Raw genomic sequence first — 24,697 nt, 5'->3', positions numbered from 1 at the left:
ACCCGCGACCCTAACCTTGGCAAGGTTATGCTCTACCAACTGAGCTACTTCCGCATTGTTTGTTTCTCTTTTGCGAGTGCAAAGGTAGTACAAATATTTATACTACCAAACATTTTCGGTAAAAATTTTAATTGTGGATGTAAATTTTATTACCGTTTGTATTGACAACATATCGTTTGAGGGCTTGTTTTTCCTCTGCGCAAGGCCCTTCCACCGGATTACCGATGCCGTTTAAAAGCTCAAATTTACTACCGCATTTCGGGCAAATAGCATATACTGCGGATTCGTCCACTTCTACGATGATATTAGCGGATGCCTCATGAGGACAAGCGGCATCGAACGCAAAGAATGCTCCGGTTCCGTTACTGGACAATCCATGATAAACCAATACACCTCCAAAACCTGTTTGCTCACGATCTTGATCTATATTTGCTTGCGTGTAGATCTTGTATGCTTGTATTGCATTTAACGCCTTATCTTGATAAGTGAGGTCTAATTCTAGACTAACGATACGATAGGGAATACGAGTCTCTATCGTATCTGCGCAAGATAATAGCGTAAACAAGATCAAAAGAGGAAATATCCGTCTTATCTTATCCATGGATCAATTTCTTTTCAGCTTCATTCTGCCGTTCGAAAGAGAAAGAACCTATCACGCTACGCATCATGGTGGCGATTGGTTCGTTACATAGATTACCGATACTGCCTTCGTGTGTATGGTTAACGCTCTTCGAAGGAACGAATTTACCGGCCTCGATATCCAAACCTACTTGCTTATAAGCGTCACGGAAAGGCATTCCGGCCAAAACACGGCGGTTCACTTCCTCTACGCTAAACAATAGGGAATATTTGTCATCGTCTAATATATGCTCGTTCACTTTTACCTTACGCATCATATGAGTTACCATGCGTAAGCAATCCTTCAGCTCGTCAAAAGCAGGAAGAAAGACTTCCTTGATGATCTGGAGATCCCGGAAGTAACCGGAAGGAAGATTGTTGCTTATCAAGATGATTTGTTGAGGCAGGCCTTGGAGCTTATTGCATTTGGCGCGTGTCAACTCGAATACATCCGGATTCTTCTTATGCGGCATGATACTGGAGCCAGTCGTGAACTGATCCGGCAGTTTGATGAAGCCAAAGTTCTGGCTATTGAACATACAAGCGTCGAACGCCAACTTGGAGAGCGTAGCGGCGATACCTGCCATAGCGAAAGCCACGGTGCGTTCCATCTTGCCACGTCCCATCTGGGCGTATACCACATTGTAGTCCAGCGAGTCGAAACCTAATAAATCCGTAGTCATCTGGCGGTTTAGCGGGAAGGATGAACCATATCCGGCGGCGGAACCCAGCGGGTTGCGGTTGCAAATACGGTATGCGGCTTGCATAAGTTGCAAATCATCTACCAAGCTCTCCGCATAAGCGCCGAACCAAAGTCCGAACGAAGAGGGCATAGCTACCTGTAGATGCGTATATCCGGGAAGCAGTACATCCTTGTAGCGGTTACTCTGGGAGATCAAAACGTCGAACAAGCCGGAAACCAACTCAACCAATTCTTGTATTTGCGAACGGGTGAAAAGTTTCAGATCCAATAGAACCTGATCATTGCGGGAACGCCCGCTATGGATCTTCTTGCCCATATCGCCCAAACGACGTGTAAGCATTAATTCCACCTGCGAGTGCACATCCTCGATGCCTTCCTCGATGATGAATTCTCCACGATCCGCTACGGCGTATATATTCCGTAATTCTGCTAATAAGACGTTTAGTTCCTCTTTGGTCAACAAACCGATACTTTCCAGCATCGTGATATGCGCCATAGAGCCTAATACGTCATATTTAGCGAGGTAAAGATCCATCTCACGGTCCTTACCTACCGTGAAAATATCTACTTCATGATCTACTTGTACATTTTTTTCCCAAAGTTTCTGAGCCATAATGAAAAAGGAATTAATAAGGCAAGGAGGCGATAACGGTCGAGATTTTATCCACAGCCTCTTGCAAAGGTTTCGATACCATTGGTTTCAAGAACGGATTCAGATCGGCACGAACCGTGATTTTTAACCGTGTGTCGTCCTCGGCCACCTGTTTCAATTGTATCCATAAGAAAAGGGGAACAGGAGAGTTGGTCGTCGTGAACTTGATTAATTTATTCGGCTCTCTTTCTACGATCTGGAAGGTAATTTTTCCAACGGGATCGACAGCGAAACTACAGGTATCGCTGTCGAATTCAAATTTTTTTATTTTATCTTGCGGGATGCGATCCTTGATACGTTCCAAATTGGAAAGATCGGACAACATCGTGAAGATACGTTCATCATTGTGTGGGATCTGTTTGACCTCACTCACAAATTCTTCAGTCATTGAGTGTCTTTTTGTTTATTACTTATTTTGGGTCCCAGTTAGCCGGATCTTTACGCCATTCCTGGAGAACCGCAATCTCAGACTCGTCGATATAATGCGTACGGACAGCTTCTTCTAAGACAGCGTCGTAGTTACTCAATGTAGTCAATGTCACTTTAGCGTCCTTGAAAGCGGCTTCCGCTACCGGAAATCCATAAGTAAAGATAGCTACCATACCCGCTACATCGCAACCAAAGTTACGTACGGCCTGTACGGCTTTCAAACTGCTACCTCCGGTAGACACCAAATCCTCAATGATCACTACTTTGGAACCCGGTTTCAATTCTCCCTCGATAAGGTTTTCCAATCCGTGATCTTTTGGTGTAGAACGGATGTATACGAATGGCAATCCTAATAAATCGGCAACTAAAGCACCTTGAGCGATCGCACCTGTGGCAACACCGGCAATGGCATCTACGTTCTCGAATTTTTCACTAATCACACGAGCCAACTCCAATTTAATGAAGCTACGAACGACCGGGTAAGAAAGAGTCTTTCGATTGTCATTGTAGATCGGAGATTTCCAGCCGGATGCCCAAGTAAACGGATTGGCCGGTTGCAATTTTACGGCTTTAATCTTTAATAATTTTTCTGCTACTAAACTTTCCAGTGTTTTCATACAATCCTAATATTTATATCGGTCTGCAAAAATAGGTAAACTGAATGACATTACCTTGAATATCGAGCGTTAATTTTTTATTAATATTTATGCGATAGACAGGGCTAAGATGCTGATGCGTATGCCCGGAATCCCGGATAAAGCCTTTGCGCAAGCGGAAATCGTGGCTCCGGTGGTGATTACGTCATCTATGAGTAGGATATGTTTGTTTTTTAAGCTTTCCGGATAGATGACATTAAAAATGGAACATACATTTAGCCAGCGGTCATAAATGGCCTTATGGGTTTGGGTGTTTGTATGGGTGGTGCGGGCCAGACTTTGCGTATCGATAGGGATATCCCAGACGGAACGGATGCCGGAGGCGATCCATTCGGATTGGTTGTAGCCTCTTTGCCGTTTTTTGCGGGGATGCAGGGGAACGGGGATGAGGAGGTCTACGGTACATATCGGGCTGTGATCCGCTTGCAGCTCTCTCGCTATCTGCCGTCCGAGCAGATAGCCCAGCTCTTTATTATCATGGTATTTGAGCGAGTGTATCAGGCTTTGTACTTTTCCGCCTTTCTCGTATCGTAGATAAGCGGTGGCGTATTCGATCCGGTTCTTTCCGATAAAAAGTTGCTCGATGGGGTTGTTCGCCTGTTGATGATATCCCGTGTGCGGCAGGTCACATAGGCATTTCAGGCAAATTTGTTCTTCTCCCTCGACGAGTGGTCGTTTACATATTTTACATAAGTTTGGGAAAAACAGGTTGAGCAGATTATTCCATATCGTCGGCATAATCCTCGCAGTCTGTTCCTTTGAATAATTGGCTGAGGCAATCCAGCGTGATCCGGCTTTCGAAACCTCGTCCGGCGGCGAAACGGAGTAACTTGTTGAATGTGTCCCGCTCGTTTTTACCTTTGGTCGATTTTTTTTTGCTTTTTAGTAAATCTAGCAAGATAGTGCGGTATTCTCCCTCGTCGATGGCGGCGAGCGATTCTTCCCGGATCGGGGAGGGGATGTTTTTCTTATAAAGTTCGTAGCCTATTTTTACCCGTCCCCATTTATTGAACCGTAGCTTATCGTTCACGAAGAAACGGGTGTAACGGGATTCGTCGATAAACCGTTCTTTCTGTAATCGGGCGATGATGCGTTCGGAAGCCTCGGGTGGAAGTCCGGCGGCATCGATCTTTTTCTGTACGTCTTGTATGCACCGCTCGGCGGCGGAGCAATAGGCGGCTGCCCGGTGCAACATCTCGGGTTCGGTTATCTCTTTCATATTTTTGCTTTTACGATACGGTCTTTTCCGTATAGATCTTGTATTAGTTCGACTTCGGTGTAATTCTCTTGACGCAGCATCGCTACGGTCTCTTTTCCGCAAAGGGCGTTGATTTCGAAGTAGAGATGCCCGCCTTCCATCAAATGCCTTTGTCCGAAGCGGGCGATGGCCCGGTAAAAGAGAAGCGGATCGTCATCGGGAACGAACAAGGCCATGTGAGGCTCGTTCTCCAAAACGTTCGCTTCCATGGTCGCTTTCTCCTTATCCATTATATAAGGAGGGTTACTGACGATGCAGTTGAAGTTGCCTATAAAAGAAGCTGTGGTTTCCTCCGTATGGGATTTTGGTTTCATGTACGTGAAACTTTTGTTTTCCTTATGTGAAACTTTTGTTTCTTCTACGTGAAACTTTAGTTTCCCTTGCATGAAACTGGGATTACCTTCGGAAAGGATATCCAATTCGAGGAAAGATACGGAAACTTGATTCAGTCGGGCGTTCTCCTCGGCTACGGTAAGTGCCTCGGGGGATATATCTACCGCCGCTACCTCGGCCCTCGGAAGATGTTTCGCCAAGGAGATAGCGATACAGCCGCTTCCCGTACCAATATCTAATATACGAGGGGCTTGGCTTCGGTAATCCGTGATGATCCGTTCTACCAACTCGGCGGTTTCCGGGCGGGGAATCAATACGTCCGGCGTCACCTTAAATTCCATCCCGTAAAAATCCGCTATGCCTAATAAGTATTGTATGGGCTTGTATAAACGAAGTCCTTCTACAATCTCCTTGATTTTAAATTTCTCCGTATCAGATAATTCTTTATCTTTGCCTAGCAAGAGTTGATAGGTAGAAAGACCGCAAACACGTTCCATGATGAGCCGGACGAGCGCTTGGGTTTCGCCGGGAGGATAAATATCTTTGAGGGAATTTCGGATGTAGGCGACGGTCTCAGTCATATCTTTCTCTTGTTTTATCGCGAAAGTAGTGTAAAAACCGTTTATATGCAAAGATTATGGTAGAGGTTGAAGAGAAATACATGGCTCGCTGTATCGAGCTGGCTAAAGGAGGGAGGGGAAATGTCAGTCCGAATCCGATGGTTGGTGCGGTGGTTGTACATGAGGGCCGTATTATCGGTGAGGGATTTCACAGGAAATGTGGGGAGGCGCATGCCGAGGTGAATGCTATCGTTTCCGTGAAAGACGAGTCTTTGTTGAAAGGCAGTACGATTTATGTGAGTCTGGAGCCTTGCTCTCATTATGGGAAGACGCCTCCTTGCGCCGAGTTGATCATCCGGAAAGGGATTCCACGGGTGGTGGTCGGTTGCTTGGATCCTTTTCCCGAGGTGTCGGGGCGAGGCGTGCGTATGTTACGTGAAGCTGGTATCGAGGTTGTCACAGGTGTGATGGAAGAAGAAGCCCGTGCGTTGAACAAGGCGTTTATGACGCTCCAACTGAAAAGCCGTCCTTATATTATCTTGAAATGGGCGCAGAGTGAGGATGGTTTTATAGACCGTTTACGTACGGACATGTCGGAGCCGGTCACGGTTTTGTCTTCTCCGGAGACTTCCCGCTTGGTACATAAACTTCGTTCGGAGGTGGCGGCTATCATGGTCGGTACACGGACTGCTTTATTGGACAATCCTTCATTGAACGTGCGCCATTGGTCCGGTAATTCTCCGGTTAGGGTCGTATTGGATCGCCGGCTTGTTATTCCCGATTCTTATCGGTTACTGGATGGTTCCTTACGTACATTAATATTTACGGAGAGGGAACTGGAAAACCGGGAGAATGTGGAGTATATCCGGATTGATTTCGACGGTCCGGTGATCCGGCAAGTACTAGATCATCTTGCTGCCCGGAAGTTGGATTCCTTATTGGTGGAAGGTGGGGTCCAGTTGATTAATTCTTTCGTGGAAGCGGATGTATGGGACGAGGCGAGGGTGGAAACGGCTCCGATTCGCCTGTATCAAGGGGTGCATGCGCCGATGCTTGGAAAGGAGGCTGTTAGCGGCATCTCCAGACGTTCTGTTATGAGCATTAAAAATCATAACTATGAAATTTTAAATCATAACGATGAATTTTAAGGCTCATATAATCAACTAAAATATTATAAATATTAGCAGGTATTAGGGTGAAAGCAAAAAATGTTTCTACTTTTGTGCCTTTATATGCGACAAACTTATGTTTTTGATGAAAAATAAATTAGTACTATTTATAACAGGTTGTTTTGCATTAGTGTTGTCTTCTTGTTTGAAATCAGAAGATATCGCTGATATAGAATGGGTTAAGAATTGCCAAATATCCTCTTTTAAACTAAGTAGTGATTCTATTTCGGGGTTGGATACCGTGAAGTTTACGATCGACCAGTTGACGGGGCGGATTTTTAACATCGATTCTCTGCCTTTTGGTACGAAGATCGAGAAAGTTGTTTGTACAATTACAGCAGCCAGTAGCTATGCGCTTAGTGGTATAGAGGTAAGCCCGTATGCTTATCCTGACTCTACTTATTATTTAAACAATTTATCGGACTCCATTAATTTCTCTGCTCCGGTAAAGTTCGTGGTTCATGCGTATGACCAAGTCACGACCAAAGTCTATATGGCACAGGTGAATATCCATCAAGTGGTTCCTGACTCTATGGTTTGGAGTATGTATGCGAATCCTATGATTGGCATTACCGTGAAGGAACAGAAGGTGGTAACCTACGATTATAATGGATCGGAGAATTACTTTATGTATGTGAAACCCGCCGAGTCTGGTAAACCTTACCAATTATATTACGCTCCGGTAAGCGCACCTAAGGGCTGGCAGTCATTATCTTTGACCAGTCTGCCTTCCGATGGGCTTTTGATCTCCCAGATTACCGAGTATAACAATGCTTTATATGTGCCGGCTACGAATGGCACTTTATATAGATCCGAGGATGGCTTGGCTTGGAGCGCTGTAGAGAATACCCCTTCCGTGAAATACGTTTTGGGTAGCGTGAAGCAGGGTACGAAACAGCCTTCCGCCTTAGCTACGATCGTGGATCAGGAAGGAAAGCTAGCGTTCTATGCGATGAACGAGTCTATGGAGTGGATCGCCGGAGATGCGGTGCCTAGCGGATTCCCAGTTACCGGATTTAGCAATCTCCAATATGCCGCTATGTATCATGAGTACTTGATGACCGCCAGCGGACGTACTGCGGACAACCATGTGGTTAATACGACTTGGGCGACCATGGATGGTGTCTCTTGGGCATTGATGGCTTCCGGCGACGCTAACTTCACGAAACGTGAGGGAGCGATGATCACTAAGTATGACGATAAGTTTTTCTTGATCGGAGGTGTCGACGCTTCGAACAAGGCATTGAAAGATATGTATCAATCGATAGATCACGGTATATCTTGGTCGTTGATCGACTCGATGATGGTGCTACCGACTGACTATGCGGCGAGAGGTTTTTCCTCGATCCTTGTGGATAAAGAGAATTTTGTGAACATTTTCGGAGGAAAGAGCAGTACCGGCTCCAATGACTTGAATCAACTTTGGAGAGGCCGTATCAATCGTTTGATTCCAAAGGAATAGAAAAGTTCGATAGGAGATGTATAAGAGGCTTCTCATAATTATCCTATTGGCGGGTACGGTCCCTACGCTTTGGGCGCAGGAATATAAGTACGAGATCGGTGGTATGGCTGGTGGTGCCTTTTATATGGGCGATGCCAATAAGAATGCGATATTTAAAGGAATGAATCCGGCAGTGGGAGCCGTGTTCCGGTATAACATCAACTTTCGTTGGGCTTTGAAGGCCAACTTGATGTGGGGACAGGTGTCCGGTAAGACCGAAGGTATGGAGAACGTTTTTCCGAATAATGCCCAAACCTCTTTCAACCGTAGTATCATGGAGTTGGGGGGACAGGCAGAGTTCAACTTTTTCCCGTATAGCGATAAGTTCGACTATGCGGGGGCGAAACGTTTCTCTCCTTATGTCTTGGTGGGCATAGGGCTGACGGTGGCTCCGGGTGGCGGGAAGACTTTCGCCAGTCCGAATATTCCATTAGGCGTGGGCATGAAATATAAGATTAAGAACCGCCTCAATTTAGGGTGCGAGTTCTCGTTTCGTAAGTTATTTGGCGATGGCCTAGAGGGAAAGGACATGTTGGACGATCCGTATGGTATTAAGGGTAGCGCTCTTAAGAATAAAGATTGGTACTCTTTCTTGTTATTGTCTGTTACATGGGATTTCGGCCTGAGGTGCCGCACCTGTAACAATGCGAAAAATATAAGTGAATATTAGTAAGATAAAAAATGTCGTTGATTGAGAAAATAGACAAGAATCGCTTGCCACGGCACGTGGCAATTATTATGGACGGAAACGGACGTTGGGCCAAGGCGAAGGGGAAAGACCGTAGCTTCGGGCATCAAGAAGGCGTTGTTTCGGTCCGTAAGATTATGGATGCGGTCACTCAACTCGGATTGAAATATCTGACGTTGTACACTTTCTCTACCGAGAACTGGAATCGTCCGGAAGAAGAGGTCCAAGCATTGATGAGCTTACTGGTCTCCGCCATTCACCGGGAGACTCCGGACATGATGAAGAAAAATGTTCGCCTTACCGCCATTGGCGATCTTTCCCGCTTGCGTGAGGATGCTTATAATACATTGCAAGAATGTATCGATACTACTTCGGCGAACACGGGAACCACACTTGTCCTGGCGCTTAGTTATTCTTCCCGATGGGAGATCACCACAGCGGCTAGACAGCTCGCCCAAGAGGTATTGGAGCAGAAAATAAACCCTAATGATATAACCGAGGCCATGGTCTCGGACCACTTGACGACCAAGAATATCCCCGATCCCGATCTTTTGATACGGACCGGAGGAGAGAAACGCATCAGTAACTTCTTGCTATGGCAGTTGTCGTATGCTGAATTCTTCTTTACGGATGTGTTTTGGCCGGATTTCAGAGAAGAAGAGTTGTATGAGGCTATATTGTATTACCAGCAACGTGAGCGTCGTTTCGGTAAGACAAGTGAGCAATTAATCTTATAAACAATAGCTGTTATATGTACAAAAGAATAGTGCTGTTTTTTATTTGCTTGGGTTTCGCTTGCGGTGCGTTTGCTCAAGAAATAGACACTACCCAAGTTGAGGCGCCGGCAGAAGTGCCGGTCATTTCGTACTCGTTGGCCGCGAAGAAATACAAAATAGCGGATATAAAGATTACGGGTATCAAGAATTATGATGATTTTGTGTTGATCGGCTTCTCGGGCTTGTCGGTAGGCGATGAGATTACCGTACCGGGGGAAGAGATCACTACAGCAGTGAAGCGTTTTTGGAAACATGGTTTGTTTTCGGATGTGAAGATCTTGGCGACGAAGATCGAGGGCGACCAGATTTGGCTGGAGATCCAGCTGAAGCAGCGTCCGCGTATCTCACAAGTCAATTACCACGGTATCAAGAAAGGCGAGCGTGAGGACTTGGAGGCGAAGCTGGGCTTGAAGAAAGGTTTTCAAGTGACGCCGAACGTCATGGACCGTGCCAAGATCGTGATCCAGAAATTCTTCGATGGCAAGGGCTTTAAGAACGTGGATGTCGAGATCGAACAAAAGGACGATCCTGCGAATGAGGGTGAGGTGATCGTGGATATCAATATCGATAAGAATGAAAAGACCAAGATCCATCGTATCTATTTTGAGGGTAATGAAAAACTGACCGCCCGGGAGCTGAAGAAGGCTATGAAGAAGACGAACGAGAAGTTCAGCTTGCCGAACGACTGGAAAACCAGTATTTTGGAGATGTTCAGCACGAAGAAGTTCACCACCGAGGAATATGAGAACGATAAGAAAAATATAATCGCCAAATACAACGAGCATGGGTATCGTGACGCCGTTTTGTTGTTTGATAGCGTAGCGAACTTTGACGAGAAGAAGGTCGATATCTTCTTGAAAGTGGATGAAGGTGAGAAATACTATTTGAAAGATATTCGCTTCGTAGGTAATACGCAATATTCTACGGACTATTTGATGGCCGTGTTGGGTATGAAAGCGGGCGAGGTATATAATCAAAAGAAATTGAACGAACGTTTGAGTACGGATGAGGATGCCGTTTCGAATGTCTATTTTAATAACGGTTATTTGTTCTTCAACGCCGATCCGGTAGAGGTGGATGTCGCGAATGACTCTATTTCGTTAGAGATCCGTATCCAAGAGGGTCCGCAGGCAACGATCAACCGTATTATCATTAATGGTAATGATCGTCTGTATGAGGACATCGTTCGCCGTGAGCTGCGTACGAAGCCGGGTATGTTGTTCAGCCGTGACGACTTGATGCGTTCCGTTCGCGAGTTGGCCCAGATGGGACACTTCGATCCGGAAAACATGAATCCGGTGCCGCTGCCTGATCCTGAGAATGGAACCGTGGATATCGAGTATAACTTGGTTTCCAAGGCAAATGACCAGATTGAGTTCTCCGCAGGTTGGGGACAGACGGGTGTGATCGGTAAGTTAAGTTTGAAGTTTACGAACTTCTCTATGAAGAACTTCTTGAACCCGAAAACCTATAAGGGTATTATCCCGCAAGGTGAGGGACAGACATTGACCTTGAGTGGTCAGACGAACGGACGTTACTATCAGGCTTACAGTATCTCCTTCATGGATCCTTGGTTCGGCGGTAAACGACCGAATACATTGTCTGTCAGTGCTTATTTCTCAAAGCAAACCGATATCAGCAGCAATTATTTGAGCAATTCCGGCTATGGTTATGGCTATCCGGGCTATGGTTATGGTTATCCCGGTTATGGTTATGGCTATCCCGGTTATGGCTATGGTAGTAACTATCATGGCAACTATGGTTACAATAATAGTTATGAGTACGCTTATGATCCGGATAAGTCTATCATGATGTTCGGTTTAGCGGCCGGTTATGGTAAACGCTTGAATTGGCCGGATGACTACTTCCAGTTTATGGCGACGTTGAACTATCAGTTGTATATGATGCATGATTGGGACTATTTCTTGGTTAATAACGGAAATTGCCATAATATCAACTTGGAGTTGATGTTGCAACGTAACTCTATTGACAACCCGTTGTATACTCGTAAGGGTTCACAATTCATGTTGTCCGTAGCGGCTACGCCTCCTTATTCTTTGTTTGATAATAAGGATTATGGGGCGATGTCAAGCTCAGACCCGGATAAATATAAATTCATCGAGTATCATAAATGGAAGTTCAAAGCGAAGATCTTCTCTCCGTTGGCTCCGTTGACCGTGAAACGTACGCCGGTATTGATGACCCGTGTTGAGTATGGCTTCTTAGGTACTTATAATAAAGATAAGAAGTCTCCGTTCGAGACCTTCTATATGGGTGGTGACGGTATGAGTGGTTACTCCAGTACTTATGCTCAGGAAACGATCGGTTTGAGAGGTTATGAGAATGGTAGTATCGCCGGTAATGGTGGTTACAATTCTTATGGATACGCTTATTCTCGTTTGGCTATGGAGTTGAGATATCCGTTCTTGCTGGAGCCTTCCTCTACGATCTACGGATTGGTATTTGTGGAGGCTGGTAACGCTTGGACTGACTTGAAGAATTTCAATCCGTTTAACTTGAAACGCTCCGCCGGTGTCGGTGTCCGTATCTTCTTGCCGATGATCGGTTTGATGGGACTTGACTGGGCGTATGGTTTCGATTCTCCGAACTATCCGGTGGGTAGTAAGCGTAGCGGTAGTAACCTGCACTTTATCATCGGACAGGAGTTTTAAAAATATAGATCGGGTATAGCTTCGTATGTAGAGACGGGGCGTGTTCCGTATGTGGAGACGGGGCACGCCCCGTCTCTACGTTTAAATAAATACTTTTAACGAATATTGGTAGGCTGTAAGTAAACCCTCTGTTATATTTGCAGTCATAAAGTAGAACTATAAATAAAGAGAGTATGAAAAAGATTATCACATTGAGCTGTCTGATGTTGCTTTGTTCTTTTGCCGGCATGGCACAGAAGTTCGCTTTAATCGACATGGAATATATATTGAAGAATATTCCGGCTTACGAAATGACTAATGAGCAGTTGAGCCAAGTTTCCAAGAAATGGCAAAATGAGGTGGAAGCGATTCAGCAAGAAGCTCAGAACATGTATAAGAATTATCAGAGCGACCTGGTATTCCTCTCCGCCGAGATGAAAACGAAACGTGAGGAAGAGATCGTGAAGAAAGAGCAAGAGGCGCAAGATCTGAAACGTAAATATTTCGGTCCTGAGGGTGAGTTATATAAGAAACGCGAGAGTTTGATGAAGCCGATTCAAGACGAGGTGTATAATGCGGTGAAAGAAATCTCGGAAGACAAGGGATATCAAATTGTTTGGGATCGAGCTTCTGCTATGAGCATTATTTTCGCTTCCCCGAAGATCGATATCAGCAATGAAGTGCTGATTAAGTTAGGATATTCAAAATAAATGCTTACATTTGTGCGCTTTATGCATGAAAGGTGTGAAAGCTTGATTAATAACAAAGTAATTATATAGTAAAAATGAAGAAACTTATTGTTTTATTGTTGATGATTCTCCCGTTGGGAGCTATCGCTCAGGAAGTTAAAATTGCGTTTGTAAAAACTCAAGAGGTGTTTATGGCTATGCCGGAAGTATCTGGTATGGAAAAGCAAATGGCAGACTTGAATGAGAAATATAGAGTTGAGTTGAAGCAAATGCAAGATGAATACCAAAAGAAATATTCAGACTTCGTAGCACAGCAGGATTCATTGACAGAAAATATCAAGTTGAGAAGAATGCAAGAGATTCAAGATATCCAAGAACGTATGGATAACTTTGTTCAGGTAGCTCAACAAGATGTGCAAAAGAAACAACAGGAATTGTTGCAACCGATCCAACAGAAGTTGCACGAGGCTATCCAGAAGGTAGGCGAGGAGAAAGGATATACGTATATCATCGATCCGGCAGCTTTGCTTTATACGGGTACTAACGCTGTAGACGCAACTCCGTTTGTTCGTACGAAACTAGGTTTGTAATTAGCGAGAAAATTTTTTCTATAGAATAGAAGAGGGGGTGTTTTCCGAAAGGATTGCACCCTTTGTACTTTATAAAAGAAAGGTTTCTGATATGTTTCCACAAACTCCCGGTCCGATCGGTCTTTTTGATTCAGGTTATGGCGGACTTACGATTTTCGATAAGATCCATCAGCTGATGCCCGGTTATGATTATGTTTATTTGGGCGATAACGCACGTTCTCCTTATGGTACTCGTTCGTTCGAGGTTGTTTATCAATTTACTCGTCAGGCGGTATCGCGCTTGTTTGAGTCAGGTTGCCAATTGGTGATCTTGGCTTGTAATACGGCATCCGCGAAAGCACTTCGTACGATCCAACAAAAAGACTTGCCCGTATGGGATCCTGGTCGTCGTGTATTGGGAGTCATCCGTCCTACGGTTGAGCTGGTGGATACGATCAGCCGTACCAAACATATCGGTATCGTAGGTACGAGCGGTACGATTACGTCTAATTCTTATACGATCGAGATTGGTAGGATGTACCCACATATCCAAGTGACAGGCGAGGCTTGCCCCATGTGGGTTCCTTTGGTGGAGAATAATGAGTTTAATTCTCCGGGAGCGGATTATTTCGTGAAAAAGCATATCGACCATCTATTATCCGTAGATCCGCAAATCGATACGCTTGTCTTGGGATGTACTCACTATCCCCTTTTGACCGATAAGATCCGTGCTTTTCTTCCTTCCGGCATCACTCTATTCTCGCAAGGCGAGCATGTGGCGGAGAGTTTGCGAGATTATTTACGGCGTCATCCGGAGATGGATCGTAAACTCACGAAGGGAGGAAGTTGCCGTTTTCTTACCACGGAGTCGGCAGAGAAGTTTTCTGAGGCGGCCTCTATCTTCATGAATACTCCGGTTTCGGTTTCCCAGATCGAGCTATAACGCCCCTAGGCCCTGTGAGGGAGATGTACATGAACGCTATTTATACTTCCCTCCTTCCTTATGAATACTTGAAAGATATCGGATGAATTCGTCTGCGTATCTGGCATGATTCTACAGATCACGGCGTGGTCTGTAGAGTTCACGGCGTGGTCTGTAGAGTTCACGGCGTGATCTGTACAAACCACGTCGTGGTCTGTACGTTCCATGCCGTGATTTATAGAATAGATAAGAAGCGAAGAACTTATAGGTATAGAAAGAAATAGGTATAATACCTTATCCTAGCCTAAATTCTTGCCAGATGTCTGTCTTCTACGGAAAAGTCAGATGTTCTCTTATTGGATGCTCTTTCCGAAAGGTGCCAAGGCTAAAGCTGCCATCTTAAAATGTTGCATGCCGAAAGGGATGCCTATGATCGTGATACATAGCAAAAGGCCAAATCCCAGATGCGTAAGGCAAATCCAAAAGCCCCCGACGAATATCCAGATCACATTCATGATAAGCGATAAGCAGCCACCCGAATTCCCCTCGTCTACGACACGGCTGCCGAAAGGCCATAAAGCCAGTATCGCTAATTTTAAGGTTTGGAGGCCAAAAGGTATACCGATAATCGTTACCATTAGTATCAGACTGGATATCAGATACTCTACGCTTGTTATAATCCCTCCGAAGAGTAACCATATTATATTCCCCAAGAATTTCATACACTAGTTATTTTAAATGGTTGATACTATCTTTTTCATATATAACAGATGCCTTGCTAACCGTAGCTACATGAAAGCTATCTATTTCCGCCAAGATTTGCCGCTTGACCAAAGCGAAGCTATCCCTGTAGGCCGGTTTCACCGGTTCGGAGGGGGGAGCTTCCATTTTTAGCGGATCGATAGGCTGCCCGTTTTTGTGGACACGGAAGTCTAGGTGCGGCCCGGTAGAGAGTCCGGTAGAGCCTACATAAGCGATCTCTTGGCCTTGTTGCACGTGGCTGCCTACTTGGATTCCTTTAGCGAAACGGCTTAAGTGCATATAAGTCGTGGTGTATACGGAGTTATGTTTCACCTTCAAGAAATTTCCTCCGCCGTTTTGATATCCTTTGGCGATAACCGTACCGGCTCCGATGCTGCGTACCGGTGTACCGGCCGGTGCCGCATAATCAACCCCATGATGTGCCCGGTATCGTTTGAGGATCGGATGGAAACGGGCGTTCGTAAAACGGGATGTGATCCGGAAAAAGTCCAGCGGTGCTTTCAGGAATGCCTTGCGAAGGCTGTTCCCTTCCTCATCGAAGTATTCGAAGATACTGTCTTGGGTGAAAGGAATCGCCACGAAATCCTTGCCTTGATGCGTAAAGATAGCCCCCTCGATAGAGGCGATGCTCAAGGCGGTGGTATCGTCGATGTAAGCCTCATTGTATATAATCTTGAAAGAGTCTCCATCCTTGATGTCAAAGAAATCGATTTGCCAAGCGTACACGTCCGATATCTTGATCGCCAGATACGGATCACCTCCGTTGGCCTTGATCACGTTCCATAAGGAAGAATTTAATACCCCTTCCGTATATTTCTTCTTGAGGGTGATCGGCTTGTTGTATTCATAGGCGTTGATCGTATCGCCGGTCAAGTCGATCACGGCGTAATCGGTCAGGGATTTGGCGAAGGCGATGTACCGTATCATCTCTAAAGTATCGACCGAGGTGAATGTGTAATAATGCATACCTGCCCTCAGTTTCGTAGGATCCAGTACGGGGGCTGCGGCCTTGCAGATGCTATCTGCTTTCAAGGCGGAGAAGCCCAGCCTGGAGAAGATGGCGGCGGGATTATCTCCGCTTTTCATCAAATACTCTTGTATGGTCAGTGAGTCTATGCAGACACCGTATTGATATAGATGTTGTGAGCTATCCACCCACTGCGTATCCATATCCGCGTCTTCGGTGGGTTGCTGGGGCTGCTTGCAGGAGAAACAGCTTATCAACAGGAGTAATACGATACATATAGGTAGTTTCTTGTCCATTTGTCTTTGTTTGTTCATCAAGATTATTCAACCGGATACAAACTTACGGAAAATAATAGAAATAGCGAAACCTATTTAACGTAAAGCTTTGTACCTTTGCGGACTCGTAAAAAAAGGTGTTTAGGTAGAAAGCAGATCAATGGACATGTATAGACTATTCCGTGCCCCGAGAGGGCTGAGAGGCAAATTATTTAAATTAACAGGGCCTATCTTTCTGGAAACCTTGCTGATGTTGACTTTAGGCGTGGTGGATACGCTTATGTTGAGCCATCATTCCGATAATGCGGTGGCGGCGGTAGGTGTGGTTAATCAATTGCTGAACATGGTATTTCTGCTGTTCAATATTACCACGACCGGAACGTCTGTCATGTGCGCCCTTTATTTCGGGGCGAAGGATCATAAAAGTTTTATTCAGGTATTAGGGACGTCTTTGCTGTTTAATGCGGGAATCGGTTGCTTGATCAGCTTGATGCTTTTCTTGTTCGGTAGGGAGATGTTGGTCCTGATGGATATCCGTCCGGATCTGATGCCGGACGCTGAGACTTATATGCACATTGTCGGAGGGTTCGGTTTCTTCCAAGCGGTTAGTTTTACGATATCGGCGGTGCTCCGTGCGGCGAACAAGCCGAATTACGCGATGCAGGTGACCTTGCTGATCAATGTATTGAATGTGTTTGGAAATTATGCGTTGATATTTGGCCATTTCGGTTTCCCTGCCCTAGGCGTGCAAGGAGCGGCAATCTCTACCTCTGTTTGCCGAGGAGTGGCGATGACACTTTTGTTTATCATGCTGTTCAAGCGGTTGGTGCCTCGTATCCCTTTGGCTTATTTCCGTCCGTTCCCGTTTCAGAAGTTGAGAGACGTGTTGAAGATCGGTTTACCTTCGGCAGCGGAACAAATCTCGTATGATGCCTCGCAGGTGACGATAGTCTACTTTATCAATATGCTGGGTAATGAGTACTTGACAGCTCGTGTTTATGTGATGAATATCGTGATAATCGGCTATATCTTTTCTTTGTCGATCGCGCAAGCTACTTCTATTTGTACCGGCAATTTGGTGGGTGCGAGGAAGAAGCAAGCCGCTTATTTATTGAGTTGGTATGCTTGGAGGAGGTCGTTGCTGATTACGTTGGTCGCTAGTACCGGGGTTTATCTGCTGGGACGTCCTTTATTGGGGATATTCACGGAGAATCAAGCAATCATAACGATTGCGATGGGAGCCTTGCTGGTAGATGTACTCTTGGAGCAAGGGCGGGCCACGGTACTGCTGTTCTTATTCTGCTTGCGTTCGGTAGGCGACGTCGTGGTCCCGGTAATTATCGAGTTATTCTGTATGTGGTTCTTTGCCGTGTTCTGCGGGTATATGTTCGGAATCGTGTTCGGTTTGGGCTTGGCGGGGATGTGGTTCGCGTTCGCTTTGGACGAGTGTTCTAGGGGAGCGGTACTCTGTTTGCGATGGCGAACGCAGAAGTGGAAAAAGAGGATGTTAATCAAGAACCTTGTTAATATAAACTAAAACAAGGTGCTCTTGGGAACATTTCGCCTTCTATTTGCGTCTTATTAATTACAATAGATATTTTATAAAAGATTATGATGAAGATGAAAAAGGTATTGTTTTATGCGTTTTTGCTTCCCGCTTTCGTTGGGATGATGTTTTCTTGTTCAGACGTCAAGACAGATGTGAAGAAGTTGGAAGGTAAATGGAATGTGGTAGAAGTGAAAGGTGAGAAAGTCTTGGAAGAAGGCCTGCCGCAGATGGACTTCAATATGGCTGAGAAGAAATTACATGGAAATACAGGCTGTAATTTATTCAATACGACGATCACGTTAGATCCGGAAGATGTATCTTCTATTACGATCGCTCCGGGTGCTACGACTATGATGGCTTGTCCGAATATGGATTTGGAGACGAGCGTGCTTCAATCGATGGATCAGGTTCGTTCCGTGAAGGCTGGAAAAGATGAGAATGAGATGTTGCTGGTAGACCAAGATGGTAATGTATTATTAGTATTGGAGAGAAATTAATGAGAAAAGGTCTTTTTTATATTTGCCTGCTTTTGGTAGGCGTCAGTTTGTTCGCCGGCTGTAAATCCAAGAAAGCGGTGGTAGCTTCTTTCTCGGATCTGGATGGTGAATGGGGTGTCGTGGAGATGAACGGTAGGACGTTGAATCCCGAGGAGACTCATCAGGTTTTGGTGTTCGACGTGGCTCGTCAAGGGCTTTCAGGAAATGCCGGTTGCAATCGGTTGATGGGGAAGATCGAATATAATGATGCTTATAAAAATATCATTAAGTTCCCACAGGTAGCGACTACCCGAATGGCTTGCCCGGATATGAGCGGCGAGCGGGAGTTGCTGGAAGCGCTTAATAAGGTGGTGCGCTTTGAGGCACAGGGTGAGGCGGCTCCTGTTACGGAAATCGCTTTGTTCGGGACCAATAATGATAAGTTGTTGGTGATCAAAAAGCAAAAATAAAATCACCCAGTTGTAGAGATGGGGCGTGCCCCGTCTCCCACCGTCAGATAGTATTTAAATTACCATTTAGAGGGGATTAGACGGGGCACGCCCCGTCTCTACAACTGGGTATTAATATTTGAAACTATAACGGAATCCTGCCTTAAACCAAATACCCGGTTGGGGGATATTTCCCAGATCATAATACGTGGAATTGAGCAGATTATTTAACTCCGCATATAGATTTAACCCCTTATATTCCCAATTTACTTTCACATCTACTAAGCAATAAGGAGCGTAATCTTCCTCATAAGCCGGTTTGAGGTTCTCGTATTTAGTATAACTGCCGGCCCGGTCTTGCCAACGGACATACCAAGTGGCCGAAAAACCTTTCCAGATAGAATGGCTTAATTGAGCCGTGAACTTGTGCTTCAGATAATCTAACGCATAATTCGATATATACCCCTCACTATCCTTGTCTTGATGGATAAACGCATATCCCAGTTCTATTTTCCGGATAAAGAACCGTTCGTTGCCCAGTTCCCTCGGTAATAAACTCAGGTTAGTCTCGAAACCAAGGTTATCGACTTTTGTCAGATTTCGGCTTTCCCAGATATCTTCCGGTTTCTCTTTCACCCAATCGATCATGTTCTTGCCTTTTCGGTAAAAGCCGGCTATATGAGCCCGGAGGAAGTAAGTGTTGTATTTCAGTCCGACCTCGAATGCCTCGCTTTCCTCCGGTTTTAGGTCCGGATTTCCTTTATTCGTCTTACCCTCATAATAAAGATCTGTGAAAGTCGGCATACGCAATGCCCGGTTCCAGCTCCCATACAGACGGACATTGTCCCCGATACGGTAACTGGCATCTATTCCCGGATAGAAATGAATCCCTTCGTTTAAGGCCGAATTATAGTTTGCCAAGACCCCGACTGACAACGTGAAGCGGCGTAATAATACGTTATGCTCAAGAAAGTAGCTGATGTTACTTCGGTTATCGCTTTTTAGATATTGCCCCTCTTTCTCGAAAGGAACATCCTGCGGTTCCTTCATCGGCTTGCCTAACACATTACTCTTTACTCCCTCGTTTCGGAATTCCACGCCCATACTGGTTCTTCCTAGTTTCCACTGTGTCGTGGCGTTGAGGTTGGCTCCGAATACTTCCGTCTCATGGTAATTATGCCCTGTATACCAATCGGCGGGATCGCTACGGAACAACTCGTACCGATCGAAATGTCGGGTCCAGTATACCTTGGGGGTGAACTTGATTTTGCCATGTGTTTCTCCTCCGGCGGAGAGGAAAAAGCGGCGAGTCTTGTCGTATTGGTTGGGGTAGGAAGCGGAGTAGAAGCTATTCGCTCCATAACCTTTGTCGTTGTATCCGGCTTGGAATTGGAAATCGGCCTCTTCGCTTTTAAGTTCCGATTGCCAAAAAAGATTTAATTGTTTGAAGTCCGTATTGTCTATATACCCTCCGGACGAGGCATACCCTGCGGAAAGGCGCTGTCCGAAATGAGTGGTCGCGTGATTAATGGCAGCTTCCAGTTTCCATAGCTTATGCATTCCGGCGTAATTGTCGGTCGAGATCCTGTTCTCTTTTCCTGTTTTCGTGATGATATTGATCGCTCCGGCGAAAGCGCTGGCCCCGAATATACGGGAAGAAGGGCCGGATACCACTTCGATGCGCTCTATGTCCGAGAGATTCACCGGGAGGTCAAAACTATAATGGCCGGTTTGTGGGTTGGAGAGGTTGACCCCGTTTAAGAGAACCGCTATTTGGTCGAACGTCCCTCCCCGGATGGAGATATCGGCTTGGGTGCCTCCTTCTCCTCGTTGCCGGACGTCTATTCCCACGGCATATTCTAAAAGATCTTGGATACTGGTGACAGGTGCCGCCGCGATATCACGGGCGGGAATGACTGTCACGATCTTGGTCGCTTGATTCCGTGCGATAGGCGCACGGGAGGCGGTAACTTCTACCTCTTCCAGCTCTACGGAAGCTTCCTCGCCGGTCCGGTTAGGCTCGATTGCCTTTTGAGCTTGCGCCGTGTCGGGCAGGGCGAATAGTAACGTGCTTGCTGTTACGACTCCAATGTTAATGACTTTGTGCATACTCCGGAATGCAGCGTAACGTTTCCGGTCGAATCGGCGGAAACGTACGGCGACTTGGGTATGCGATTCCCAATAATTCATTCGTTCTTATTTTTTATTTTGAGTAGGATAGTCCGGATAAAGTAAATACTTTTTACGCATGGCCTTGTATTGATCTAGCTCGGGCTTCCAACTTTCCCGGATCTCTTTCTCGGATAAGCCCCTTACGATCTGGTAGCGGAGCTGCTTCGTGCCTGCCAATAAATCGAACCAGTTCGGACGGGAGAAGAAAAAGGCTTGATCCTTTCCCGCTTTATTGTAGAAGTCGAGGAAGAATCGCAAGGTTAATCCTCCTTCGAACGGATATTCCCGCAGATCGATGCCGTAACATACTTTATCCTTTTGCAAGGGATTGGTATCGAATCCGGGCAAGGAGGTCGGGGTAAAAGTGAAATTCCCGTATTTAGGATCCGGGAAACCTAGTACTTGAAACGGATAATAGGTTCCCCTTCCCACGCTAACGTTCGTAGCCTCAAAAAAGCAAAGCGACGGATACAGGCGGATAGACTGGTCATTCGGGAGGTTCGGAGAGGGCTTGATCGGCAACCAATAGGGATCTCCGTGTTTCCAATTCTCCATCTTTACGATCTTTAACCGGCAGGTATCGGGCGTACTTTTCAGCCAGCCTTCCTTATTGATCATCCATGCCAATTCCCCTACGGTTAAGCCGTGCAAGATCGGGAGCGGATCGACACCGACGAAAGACTCGAATCCTTTCTGGCGGATCGGCCCGTCTACGAAGTCATTCGGGTTCGGGCGGTCCAACACGATAAACTCTTTGTTGTTTTCGGCGCAGGCTTCCATCACGTAATGCATCGTACTGATATAGGTGTAGAAACGGGCACCTACATCTTGTATGTCGAAAACAATCACGTCGAGGTCGCCCAGTTGCTCGGCGGACGGTTTCTTGTTTTTCCCATAAATAGAGATGATGGGGATGCCTGTTTTCAAGTCCCGGCTGTCTTTTATCTCCTCTCCGGCGTCACCGGTTCCCCGAAATCCATGCTCTGGGGCGAATACCTTCTTAACGTCTATGCCTTCCGCTACTAGCGCATCTAATAAATGAATCTGCCGCTTTTCCAAAATGGAAGTCTGGTTGACCACTAATCCGACCCGCTTATCCTTAAGCAAACGGGTGACGACATCCATCCGCTCGGCACCTAGCTTTAACGGGGCGTTTTGTGAATAAACCGTTGGCGTCAAGCTAAAAAATATGACTAGAAATATAAAGATCTGTTTCATTACATTATATAATATATCACTGTATACTGATCGCGAAAGTACGAAATGTTTGTGAGAAATGAATGCGGGGCTATCTTGAATAGAAAACTTTACCTACTCGGTCGATATGTTCCCCGATAGGAGTCCCTTTTTGTTTCTGATAATTAAGCAAGTCGACTTTGTAAAGTAAACCCAAATCATCGATACGGTTGTTTATGTCGAGCTGTTGGCCAAAGGTGATATCTTCTCCATCCATGGCAAGGTCGATGTCTGAGCCTGCATGACTCGTGCCTTTGGCTCGCGAGCCAAAGATAAGTACACGCCGTATGTTGCCATACCTGCGAAATACCTCACGCAACTCTTCAACCACGTTATCGCTTAATCCAAACATAATAAACTATTAAAATAGATCTTTGTTCTCCGTCTCGTTCTTACGAATAATCAGCAAATCCCTTAGTTCCCTTAACAAGGGAGCGTAGTCTGCGTAAATCCCTTTTGCGATCTCATCCACCTCGCCCTCGTTGTATGTATGCGAGGTCAGGATTCGGGCTTTTGCCATCTTTCGCCATCGATCATGATCCTTTATCAATCCATTCTCAAAAGCCAACTGAAGGGTCGTGTTCGGGCCTGTCTGGAATTGGAACCCTAGATATTGCATATAATCTTGCAACACCTTCCAGGCCAACTCAAACGTATATTCAAAACGTTGAATAAGCCCCTCTTTCTCCAGTTCCGATAAAGCATCATATTCCATCGTATCCGTTATTTCCAATAAACGGGCACATGCTTTGGAGAAATTATCGAAACGTTGCAACCAACGAATATCCCTGCTCATAGTCGTCTTATTTTGTATATGGGCAAAGATAAACTTTTTCTTCCGTATCCGCAAAACAGGGCTTGTCGCTTTATAAGCCGAAATCTCTTGAGGAATAGTCCGGGATCTACTCTATGAGCAGGATGGAAACTACTTAGTAAGCAGACCCCCTGTTTACTTACTAAGTAGAGGTCTGGTCTACTTACTAAGAAGATGAAGGTCTACTTACTAAGTAGTTTCTGGATTTCTAGGTAAAGAGGGGTTGAAGAGATAAAATGCTTATTTATTGAAATGTTTTCTAGGAAAATGTTTGCAAGAAGAGAAAATAGTTGTACTTTTGTATCGTAATGGGAGTAGCGATTCTTACGCTTGATGATGCGTTATAAATAAAGAGGCATCATTTTCTTAGTGATGGAAATTTAAAGTCGATGATACGTTATATAAATAGAGGTGTCATTTTTCAGCCCTTTCCCCGGGGGTGGTTTTAAATTCGATGATTAAGCTAGCCTTAATGAAAACTTTTCTCTCCCGCAAGATCAATATTTATTTAGCCGCTGCCCGCAAGCGACCAATGAGAGGTGTGTTTCTCTTTATATCGTTTGGGCTGGGTAGGTTTATTCTCTTTGGAGAGTAACAGGAGTTTTTATTCATTTATTGTTGAACTCAAAAAAGCGAAAAAATATGGCTTTACGAGTAAGACGAATCAAAAAGGCATTCGGCTTTGACAAGTCGAAGACCGAAAAGTATGTGATAGTCCCTGATCGGGCTACAGTGGTAGGTTTCGAGGCCCTTTGCGATCAAGTCGCTGCGGTCTCAGGTATTAATTTAGGAATGGTTCAATCCGTAGTCTATGGATTGGTGAAGTCCATGACGACATTCATCCGGCAAGGCCACTCCGTGCAAGTGACGGGTTTCGGTACCTTCGTCCCTTCCTTTAACGCGAAGAGCAGTTTAGATGAGAAAGAGGCGAATGTGGATTCTATCCACCACGTGAAACTACGTTTTCTTCCCAGTGCGGAGTTGCGTACGATGATGAAATCGATGGAATTCGAATTCGATGTAACGGACAGTACGAACGATTCCAAAACAACCTCCGAAGGGGGAGGTGATTCCGAAAGCCCGGATGAGATCTAATCGTTTGGGAAGGTAAGTAAAAAGCCCCAGTCCGGCAGCAGGGGGAAGCTGTTGGGCGGAGGCTTTCGTTTATGCTATTTTTACATGTCATAAACTTTGCTCACAAATAATTAAGAGTTATCTTTGCGGTAATTCCAAGTAGTGGCTAAGCGAGACTTAGCGGCCAGGAGAGGCTTCGAACGGAAGGACATATTTAACGAAGAGCGTTTTTAAGATATTATTCTTGTATTAGAAAATCGCCAATTTTCAAAACGGAACAAGTGTAATAGCAACAGAAAACGCTCACGTCTTTGGTATATACATATTCTTCCTGTATAGGAGAGATGTTATACATAAGGGCGTGGGACTGTTGTTTATTATTTGTTCCGTGGGTGTTTGGCGATACCTCTATGACAGATAAGGCATTAAACAGTTTCCACGCCTCTTCTTTTTATTGTAACCTTATAAAAGCGATGTCGAACGGAGGGGAACAGGGAGACAGAGATTAATTTCTATGAGTCGATTGTGTAATGTAGCTTTCTTCATTCTAATGCTATGTTTAAGTATGCCTAGCAAGGTAATGGGGATTTCTCCTGAATTAAAAACTTTGCATAAGATTTTTCCAGTAGTTGATTTTACTATCTATAAAGAGTATAATGGATTTATGAGATTCGAATCAACTGGTACATATTCTCATTGATGTCCCATTAAAATCGGAAAGAGTACTTTGAAATTGTTGAAATTTAGTT

General features: G+C 45.3%; 26 protein-coding genes. 12 read left to right on the top strand and 14 right to left on the bottom strand.

Going from position 1 to position 24,697, the window contains the following annotated elements; translation table 11 throughout:
• Nucleotides 1–127: 127 nt before the first annotated feature.
• The 7 genes from E5342_RS16205 to E5342_RS16175 form a co-directional block, all read right to left on the bottom strand.
• Nucleotides 128–601: a Rieske (2Fe-2S) protein gene (locus tag E5342_RS16205; protein WP_121734924.1), complete on the bottom strand. Its 474-nt coding sequence runs from the start codon at nucleotides 599–601 to the stop codon at nucleotides 128–130.
• Nucleotides 594–1,934, bottom strand: coding sequence for an argininosuccinate lyase (gene argH / locus E5342_RS16200; RefSeq protein ID WP_135959796.1), 1,341 nt, complete (start codon nucleotides 1,932–1,934; stop codon nucleotides 594–596). Before argH ends, E5342_RS16205 begins: the two co-directional genes overlap by 8 nt.
• A 13-nt stretch (nucleotides 1,935–1,947) precedes the next feature.
• Nucleotides 1,948–2,361 (bottom strand): SRPBCC family protein, encoded by a 414-nt coding sequence (locus E5342_RS16195; protein WP_121734922.1) that lies wholly within the window; start codon nucleotides 2,359–2,361, stop codon nucleotides 1,948–1,950.
• A gap of 22 nt (nucleotides 2,362–2,383) precedes the next feature.
• Nucleotides 2,384–3,019 carry an orotate phosphoribosyltransferase gene (pyrE, locus tag E5342_RS16190; RefSeq protein WP_005858992.1) on the bottom strand — a complete coding sequence of 212 codons (636 nt, stop codon included), beginning with the start codon at nucleotides 3,017–3,019 and terminating at the stop codon, nucleotides 2,384–2,386.
• A gap of 87 nt (nucleotides 3,020–3,106) precedes the next feature.
• Nucleotides 3,107–3,796, bottom strand: coding sequence for a ComF family protein (locus E5342_RS16185; protein WP_135959795.1), 690 nt, complete (start codon nucleotides 3,794–3,796; stop codon nucleotides 3,107–3,109).
• Entirely contained in the window at nucleotides 3,777–4,277 is a 501-nt protein-coding gene (locus tag E5342_RS16180; protein ID WP_121734920.1) for a regulatory protein RecX, read from the bottom strand. The genes E5342_RS16185 and E5342_RS16180 overlap by 20 nt, the downstream gene beginning before the upstream one ends.
• Nucleotides 4,274–5,230: a N5-glutamine methyltransferase family protein gene (locus E5342_RS16175; protein ID WP_121734919.1), complete on the bottom strand. Its 957-nt coding sequence runs from the start codon at nucleotides 5,228–5,230 to the stop codon at nucleotides 4,274–4,276. The genes E5342_RS16180 and E5342_RS16175 overlap by 4 nt, the downstream gene beginning before the upstream one ends.
• 56 nt (nucleotides 5,231–5,286) lie before the next feature.
• Between E5342_RS16175 and ribD the strand changes: the two genes are divergently transcribed.
• From ribD to murI, 8 genes are all read left to right on the top strand, one after another.
• The gene (gene ribD / locus E5342_RS16170; protein ID WP_121734918.1) at nucleotides 5,287–6,357 is read left to right on the top strand and encodes a bifunctional diaminohydroxyphosphoribosylaminopyrimidine deaminase/5-amino-6-(5-phosphoribosylamino)uracil reductase RibD; all 1,071 of its coding nucleotides are present in this window, start codon (nucleotides 5,287–5,289) and stop codon (nucleotides 6,355–6,357) included.
• 106 nt (nucleotides 6,358–6,463) lie between these two features.
• Nucleotides 6,464–7,840 carry a DUF6242 domain-containing protein gene (locus E5342_RS16165; RefSeq protein ID WP_135959794.1) on the top strand — a complete coding sequence of 459 codons (1,377 nt, stop codon included), beginning with the start codon at nucleotides 6,464–6,466 and terminating at the stop codon, nucleotides 7,838–7,840.
• Between the two features lie 16 nt (nucleotides 7,841–7,856).
• Entirely contained in the window at nucleotides 7,857–8,549 is a 693-nt protein-coding gene (locus tag E5342_RS16160) for a DUF6089 family protein (RefSeq protein WP_121734917.1), read from the top strand.
• Between the two features lie 11 nt (nucleotides 8,550–8,560).
• Complete coding sequence (locus tag E5342_RS16155) at nucleotides 8,561–9,304, top strand: isoprenyl transferase (protein ID WP_121734916.1); 744 nt, start codon at nucleotides 8,561–8,563, stop codon at nucleotides 9,302–9,304.
• A gap of 14 nt (nucleotides 9,305–9,318) precedes the next feature.
• Nucleotides 9,319–12,015 (top strand): outer membrane protein assembly factor BamA, encoded by a 2,697-nt coding sequence (bamA, locus tag E5342_RS16150; protein ID WP_135959793.1) that lies wholly within the window; start codon nucleotides 9,319–9,321, stop codon nucleotides 12,013–12,015.
• A gap of 173 nt (nucleotides 12,016–12,188) precedes the next feature.
• Entirely contained in the window at nucleotides 12,189–12,704 is a 516-nt protein-coding gene (locus E5342_RS16145; RefSeq protein WP_005858974.1) for an OmpH family outer membrane protein, read from the top strand.
• Between the two features lie 74 nt (nucleotides 12,705–12,778).
• The gene (locus tag E5342_RS16140; RefSeq protein ID WP_005858972.1) at nucleotides 12,779–13,273 is read left to right on the top strand and encodes an OmpH family outer membrane protein; all 495 of its coding nucleotides are present in this window, start codon (nucleotides 12,779–12,781) and stop codon (nucleotides 13,271–13,273) included.
• Between the two features lie 91 nt (nucleotides 13,274–13,364).
• On the top strand, nucleotides 13,365–14,195 hold the full coding sequence (gene murI, locus E5342_RS16135) for a glutamate racemase (protein WP_121734914.1): 831 nt from the start codon (nucleotides 13,365–13,367) through the stop codon (nucleotides 14,193–14,195).
• Nucleotides 14,196–14,200: 5 nt separating this feature from the next.
• On the opposite strand, the gene E5342_RS16130 is transcribed toward murI, so the two are convergent.
• The 3 genes from E5342_RS16130 to E5342_RS16120 form a co-directional block, all read right to left on the bottom strand.
• On the bottom strand, nucleotides 14,201–14,401 hold the full coding sequence (locus E5342_RS16130; protein WP_135959792.1) for a hypothetical protein: 201 nt from the start codon (nucleotides 14,399–14,401) through the stop codon (nucleotides 14,201–14,203).
• Nucleotides 14,402–14,527: 126 nt separating this feature from the next.
• Entirely contained in the window at nucleotides 14,528–14,896 is a 369-nt protein-coding gene (locus E5342_RS16125; protein ID WP_121734913.1) for a YccF domain-containing protein, read from the bottom strand.
• A 7-nt stretch (nucleotides 14,897–14,903) separates the two neighbouring features.
• Nucleotides 14,904–16,199, bottom strand: a complete 1,296-nt coding sequence (locus tag E5342_RS16120; RefSeq protein ID WP_135959791.1) for a peptidoglycan DD-metalloendopeptidase family protein — start codon at nucleotides 16,197–16,199, stop codon at nucleotides 14,904–14,906.
• Nucleotides 16,200–16,344: 145 nt separating this feature from the next.
• On the opposite strand from E5342_RS16120, the gene E5342_RS16115 reads away from it, so the two are divergent.
• The 3 genes from E5342_RS16115 (at nucleotide 16,345) to E5342_RS16105 (ending at nucleotide 18,673) form a co-directional block, all read left to right on the top strand.
• Nucleotides 16,345–17,715 (top strand): MATE family efflux transporter, encoded by a 1,371-nt coding sequence (locus E5342_RS16115; protein WP_135959790.1) that lies wholly within the window; start codon nucleotides 16,345–16,347, stop codon nucleotides 17,713–17,715.
• Between the two features lie 83 nt (nucleotides 17,716–17,798).
• Nucleotides 17,799–18,224: an META domain-containing protein gene (locus tag E5342_RS16110; RefSeq protein WP_005858961.1), complete on the top strand. Its 426-nt coding sequence runs from the start codon at nucleotides 17,799–17,801 to the stop codon at nucleotides 18,222–18,224.
• A complete protein-coding gene (locus E5342_RS16105) occupies nucleotides 18,224–18,673 on the top strand; it encodes an META domain-containing protein (RefSeq protein ID WP_135959789.1) in 450 nt (149 codons plus the stop codon). Before E5342_RS16110 ends, E5342_RS16105 begins: the two co-directional genes overlap by 1 nt.
• Before the next feature lie 111 nt (nucleotides 18,674–18,784).
• Here the strand turns inward: E5342_RS16105 and E5342_RS16100 are convergent, their stop codons facing one another.
• The 4 genes from E5342_RS16100 to E5342_RS16085 all read right to left on the bottom strand — a co-directional run bounded on the left by E5342_RS16100 (nucleotide 18,785) and on the right by E5342_RS16085 (nucleotide 22,856).
• Nucleotides 18,785–20,842: a TonB-dependent receptor plug domain-containing protein gene (locus E5342_RS16100; protein WP_135959788.1), complete on the bottom strand. Its 2,058-nt coding sequence runs from the start codon at nucleotides 20,840–20,842 to the stop codon at nucleotides 18,785–18,787.
• Between the two features lie 6 nt (nucleotides 20,843–20,848).
• Complete coding sequence (locus tag E5342_RS16095) at nucleotides 20,849–22,042, bottom strand: exo-beta-N-acetylmuramidase NamZ family protein (protein WP_135959787.1); 1,194 nt, start codon at nucleotides 22,040–22,042, stop codon at nucleotides 20,849–20,851.
• Between the two features lie 70 nt (nucleotides 22,043–22,112).
• Nucleotides 22,113–22,412, bottom strand: coding sequence for a nucleotidyltransferase domain-containing protein (locus E5342_RS16090; RefSeq protein WP_135959786.1), 300 nt, complete (start codon nucleotides 22,410–22,412; stop codon nucleotides 22,113–22,115).
• Between the two features lie 9 nt (nucleotides 22,413–22,421).
• Complete coding sequence (locus E5342_RS16085; RefSeq protein ID WP_135959785.1) at nucleotides 22,422–22,856, bottom strand: HI0074 family nucleotidyltransferase substrate-binding subunit; 435 nt, start codon at nucleotides 22,854–22,856, stop codon at nucleotides 22,422–22,424.
• 660 nt (nucleotides 22,857–23,516) lie between these two features.
• On the opposite strand from E5342_RS16085, the gene E5342_RS16080 reads away from it, so the two are divergent.
• Nucleotides 23,517–23,969, top strand: coding sequence for an HU family DNA-binding protein (locus E5342_RS16080; RefSeq protein WP_022193232.1), 453 nt, complete (start codon nucleotides 23,517–23,519; stop codon nucleotides 23,967–23,969).
• The last annotated feature ends 728 nt before the right edge of the window (nucleotides 23,970–24,697 follow it).

Origin of the sequence: Parabacteroides distasonis (assembly GCF_004793765.1) — a bacterium.
GTDB classification, from domain to species: domain Bacteria; phylum Bacteroidota; class Bacteroidia; order Bacteroidales; family Tannerellaceae; genus Parabacteroides; species Parabacteroides distasonis_A.
Note: the sequence above shows the minus strand (reverse complement) of the source record. Positions and strands in the feature narration are given on the sequence as shown.

Excerpts from the sequence above, each read along its gene's own strand:
- E5342_RS16155 (WP_121734916.1), top strand. The coding sequence starts at position 8,561 with ATGTCGTTGATTGAGAAAATAGACAAGAATCGCTTGCCACGGCACGTG.
- E5342_RS16195 (WP_121734922.1), bottom strand. The coding sequence starts at position 2,361 with ATGACTGAAGAATTTGTGAGTGAGGTCAAACAGATCCCACACAATGAT.
- E5342_RS16130 (WP_135959792.1), bottom strand. The coding sequence starts at position 14,401 with ATGGAACGTACAGACCACGACGTGGTTTGTACAGATCACGCCGTGAAC.
- E5342_RS16085 (WP_135959785.1), bottom strand. The coding sequence starts at position 22,856 with ATGAGCAGGGATATTCGTTGGTTGCAACGTTTCGATAATTTCTCCAAA.
- E5342_RS16100 (WP_135959788.1), bottom strand. The coding sequence starts at position 20,842 with ATGAATTATTGGGAATCGCATACCCAAGTCGCCGTACGTTTCCGCCGA.
- E5342_RS16185 (WP_135959795.1), bottom strand. The coding sequence starts at position 3,796 with ATGCCGACGATATGGAATAATCTGCTCAACCTGTTTTTCCCAAACTTA.
- E5342_RS16145 (WP_005858974.1), top strand. The coding sequence starts at position 12,189 with ATGAAAAAGATTATCACATTGAGCTGTCTGATGTTGCTTTGTTCTTTT.
- E5342_RS16115 (WP_135959790.1), top strand. The coding sequence starts at position 16,345 with ATGTATAGACTATTCCGTGCCCCGAGAGGGCTGAGAGGCAAATTATTT.
- argH (WP_135959796.1), bottom strand. The coding sequence starts at position 1,934 with ATGGCTCAGAAACTTTGGGAAAAAAATGTACAAGTAGATCATGAAGTA.
- bamA (WP_135959793.1), top strand. The coding sequence starts at position 9,319 with ATGTACAAAAGAATAGTGCTGTTTTTTATTTGCTTGGGTTTCGCTTGC.
- E5342_RS16160 (WP_121734917.1), top strand. The coding sequence starts at position 7,857 with ATGTATAAGAGGCTTCTCATAATTATCCTATTGGCGGGTACGGTCCCT.
- ribD (WP_121734918.1), top strand. The coding sequence starts at position 5,287 with ATGGTAGAGGTTGAAGAGAAATACATGGCTCGCTGTATCGAGCTGGCT.
- murI (WP_121734914.1), top strand. The coding sequence starts at position 13,365 with ATGTTTCCACAAACTCCCGGTCCGATCGGTCTTTTTGATTCAGGTTAT.
- E5342_RS16120 (WP_135959791.1), bottom strand. The coding sequence starts at position 16,199 with ATGGACAAGAAACTACCTATATGTATCGTATTACTCCTGTTGATAAGC.
- E5342_RS16140 (WP_005858972.1), top strand. The coding sequence starts at position 12,779 with ATGAAGAAACTTATTGTTTTATTGTTGATGATTCTCCCGTTGGGAGCT.
- E5342_RS16180 (WP_121734920.1), bottom strand. The coding sequence starts at position 4,277 with ATGAAAGAGATAACCGAACCCGAGATGTTGCACCGGGCAGCCGCCTAT.
- E5342_RS16105 (WP_135959789.1), top strand. The coding sequence starts at position 18,224 with ATGAGAAAAGGTCTTTTTTATATTTGCCTGCTTTTGGTAGGCGTCAGT.
- pyrE (WP_005858992.1), bottom strand. The coding sequence starts at position 3,019 with ATGAAAACACTGGAAAGTTTAGTAGCAGAAAAATTATTAAAGATTAAA.
- E5342_RS16090 (WP_135959786.1), bottom strand. The coding sequence starts at position 22,412 with ATGTTTGGATTAAGCGATAACGTGGTTGAAGAGTTGCGTGAGGTATTT.
- E5342_RS16205 (WP_121734924.1), bottom strand. The coding sequence starts at position 601 with ATGGATAAGATAAGACGGATATTTCCTCTTTTGATCTTGTTTACGCTA.
- E5342_RS16125 (WP_121734913.1), bottom strand. The coding sequence starts at position 14,896 with ATGAAATTCTTGGGGAATATAATATGGTTACTCTTCGGAGGGATTATA.
- E5342_RS16080 (WP_022193232.1), top strand. The coding sequence starts at position 23,517 with ATGGCTTTACGAGTAAGACGAATCAAAAAGGCATTCGGCTTTGACAAG.
- E5342_RS16110 (WP_005858961.1), top strand. The coding sequence starts at position 17,799 with ATGAAAAAGGTATTGTTTTATGCGTTTTTGCTTCCCGCTTTCGTTGGG.
- E5342_RS16175 (WP_121734919.1), bottom strand. The coding sequence starts at position 5,230 with ATGACTGAGACCGTCGCCTACATCCGAAATTCCCTCAAAGATATTTAT.
- E5342_RS16165 (WP_135959794.1), top strand. The coding sequence starts at position 6,464 with ATGAAAAATAAATTAGTACTATTTATAACAGGTTGTTTTGCATTAGTG.
- E5342_RS16095 (WP_135959787.1), bottom strand. The coding sequence starts at position 22,042 with ATGAAACAGATCTTTATATTTCTAGTCATATTTTTTAGCTTGACGCCA.